Origin of the sequence: Rivularia sp. UHCC 0363 (assembly GCF_034931125.1) — a bacterium.
GTDB lineage: Bacteria > Cyanobacteriota > Cyanobacteriia > Cyanobacteriales > Nostocaceae > Rivularia.
Map to the genome: position 1 here is coordinate 56,908 of NZ_JAYGHM010000012.1, position 2,875 is coordinate 59,782.

Sequence of the window (2,875 nt, forward strand, 5' to 3'; positions counted from 1 at the left end):
CCCCATGCTCAATATTTTATGATTTAAAGTAGCGATCGCGCTTGCTGTAATTCGGTCAAATCGAGATTAGCTAAACGATTGTAAGCGTTATCGATTGAACGTTTTCCTCGGAGAAAGCCGGTATTTGCACCGGGACAAATGTATTGAAGTGTTTGGGGTGTAAAAATATCTAGTAAAGACTTAATGCTTTTGATTTGTCGGAGCCAGTGAAAGGTTTTAGAAGTTCTTAATGGGGCTGGTTCCCCTTCTCGATTAGGAACTAAATGTCTTCCGGAAAACAATATTCCTCCTTCACAATTGTAGTAAAAACATGAAGAACCGGGAGAATGACCGGGTGTCCAAATAATTTGCGATGTCGAATCAATCGTAAGTTTTTCACCTATCGCAGTTACGCTTAATTTAGGTAATAAATAAGCTTCTTGTTCTTGAATTAAAATTTCACAACCAAGATTTTTTTGAATTTCGGCACTTTTACCAATAGCACCGCGATGACTGATAAACAACCAACGTACACCACCATTACTTTCTAGAAAATCTTGATTATTCTTGTCCCAAGCAGGACAGTCAATCAGGATATTGCCTTCATTTCTGACAATTAAATAAGCGGTTCCCCCTAATGTGTCCCGATTGGGAGGAAATGCAATTACAGAGTTCAAAATTGCCAATGGTGGCTTGTGTGTTTGATGATTCGGCTGTTGAGAGGGGCGCATAACAAAAGACTGCCTAAAGAGAAGAATTGTTTAAAACGAGGTTAATGCTTTGTTGAGATAACACGCAACTTCACAAAAAAAATGCAGTTTTGATCCAACCGCAAGACATTCCTATCAGAAAAACTGAGAATAAAATGACAACTTGGCTGTTAATTATCTTAAGTGTATTCACTTACATAGTACTCAGGAAAAATGTTTCAAAAGTAACGAAAGCTCCATCTTGGCTGTTGTGGTTAGTATTGATGGCACCACCAATAATATGGACTGGTTGGACAATAAAATATGAAACTAAGGTACCATCGGCGTTAGTTTTTTGGTCATTAGCGGTGTGTTTTTTGTTATACTGTATATTGTTTGAATGGGGGCGTAGCTCCTTGGATGCGAAAAATCAATCCCAAGCACTAGAAACACAGTCGGCTATACATCCTACCGTAGAATCAGTACCAGTGCGTCCTATTGAGCCAACGGAAGAAAGTCAATTACGTTCGTGTTTTCCTTGGTCTGTATACTATATTCAAAATATTGAATACCGTCCCCAAGCCGTGATTTGTCGAGGTCAGTTAAAAACTTCAGCAACTAACGCTTACCAACGGGTAAAGGAAAATATTGAAGCAGAATTTGGCGATCGCTTTATTTTAATTTTTCAAGAAGGTTTGAAAGACAAAGACAAACCAATATTTTTGCTAGTTCCCAATCATCAGCACAAAAAAGCTTCTGCAAAACCGGAAAAGTTAACTCGACCGGGATTAGCTCTATTGTTGTTAGTTGCGACTTTGATGACTACTACTTTTGTGGGAACTAGAATTGCTGGTATTGAAGCTACAGCAATACGATATAATCCCAGTTTGATATTGCAAGGACTACCTTATGCCTTATCGTTAATGACTATTTTAGGCATACACGAAATGGGTCATTATTTAACTGCACGATTTTACAAAATTCGCACTACACTGCCTTATTTTATTCCCATGCCTTTATTCTTGGGAACTTTCGGTGCGTTTATTCAAATGCGTAGTCCTGTACCCAATCGTAAAGCTTTATTTGACGTTAGTATTGCTGGACCAATAGCCGGGTTTTTAGCAAGTTTACCTTTATTAATATGGGGTTTAACTAACTCGGAGCTAGTTCCGATAAATAATGAAGCACAAATGTTAAATACTGATGCTTTGAATCCCAGGAATTCGATATTAATCGCGCTACTCTCGAAATTGACATTAGGCGCTCAGTTAACGTCTAATATGGCAATAGACTTGCATCCAGTTGCGGTAGCTGGTTTCTTAGGAATAATTGTCACCGCACTAAACTTGATACCTGTAGGACAACTTGACGGTGGACATATTGTCCATGCAATGTTTGGACAGAAAACAGCAATGGTGATTGGACAAATTGCCCGTTTAATGTTGTTGTTACTTTCTTTAATTCAGTCAGAATATTTATTATGGGCTATTTATTTGATATTTCTCCGTTTAACAGATGAACCGGCTTTAAATGATGTAACTGAACTAGATAATAAGCGAGATATTTTTGGACTTGTAGCAATTGCACTGTTAATTTTGATTGTACTGCCATTACCGCAGACACTTGCTCGTTTATTAAATATTTAAATAATGCATGAATGTGGTACGAGTAAAGATTATCTTCTCTGCTTAAAATATATTCACATTTGTTAAATAGTAAAGTTTTTGCTCTACAAAATAGCTTTACTTACTATATGATGATGAATCATTCTATAGTTCGTTAATACTCAAGATAGGATGAATCATTAACTATATTTACGCTAAGGATAAAAACAAGGATGACGTTGCAAATTCTCTCCGCAGTATCAGTATTTTTCGTTGGAATAGTCACTATATTGGTTTTGCAAATCAAAAGTAGCTTGAATGCGAGTAAAGTTGAACAAGAAAAGTTATTAAAGCTTGTAGAAGATACAAGTGAATTAAATAAGCAGTTAGCTCAGATAGTTGCTGACAGTAATAAAACTCAAACCGAGTCTTCCCAATCTTTAAAAAGCCAAATTGAAAATTTAACTAAAACTACGGCTGTTTTATTAAGCAATTTTACTCAATTAGATCAAGCCAATACTCAAACTCAAGAAAGTTTTACTCAAGCTTTAGCAAGTAATAATAATCAGCAGCAAGAAAGCTTACAAGCTCTGACACAGAAAT

At 36.4% G+C, this 2,875-nt stretch carries 3 protein-coding genes; 2 read left to right on the top strand and 1 reads right to left on the bottom strand.

Annotation, left to right across the window (positions count from 1 at the left end; genetic code table 11):
* Positions 1–23: 23 nt before the first annotated feature.
* Positions 24–710, bottom strand: coding sequence for an MBL fold metallo-hydrolase (locus VB797_RS09350; protein ID WP_323237398.1), 687 nt, complete (start codon positions 708–710; stop codon positions 24–26).
* A 134-nt stretch (positions 711–844) separates the two neighbouring features.
* Between VB797_RS09350 and VB797_RS09355 the strand changes: the two genes are divergently transcribed.
* Positions 845–2,314 carry a site-2 protease family protein gene (locus tag VB797_RS09355; protein WP_323237399.1) on the top strand — a complete coding sequence of 490 codons (1,470 nt, stop codon included), beginning with the start codon at positions 845–847 and terminating at the stop codon, positions 2,312–2,314.
* A 191-nt stretch (positions 2,315–2,505) separates the two neighbouring features.
* Positions 2,506–2,875: hypothetical protein (locus VB797_RS09360; protein WP_323237400.1), on the top strand; the 370-nt coding region annotated here is incomplete at its 3' end.

Bases quoted from the DNA above. Each gene is read 5' to 3' on its own strand.
- VB797_RS09350 (WP_323237398.1), bottom strand. From the start codon at position 710: ATGCGCCCCTCTCAACAGCCGAATCATCAAACACACAAGCCACCATTG.
- VB797_RS09355 (WP_323237399.1), top strand. From the start codon at position 845: ATGACAACTTGGCTGTTAATTATCTTAAGTGTATTCACTTACATAGTA.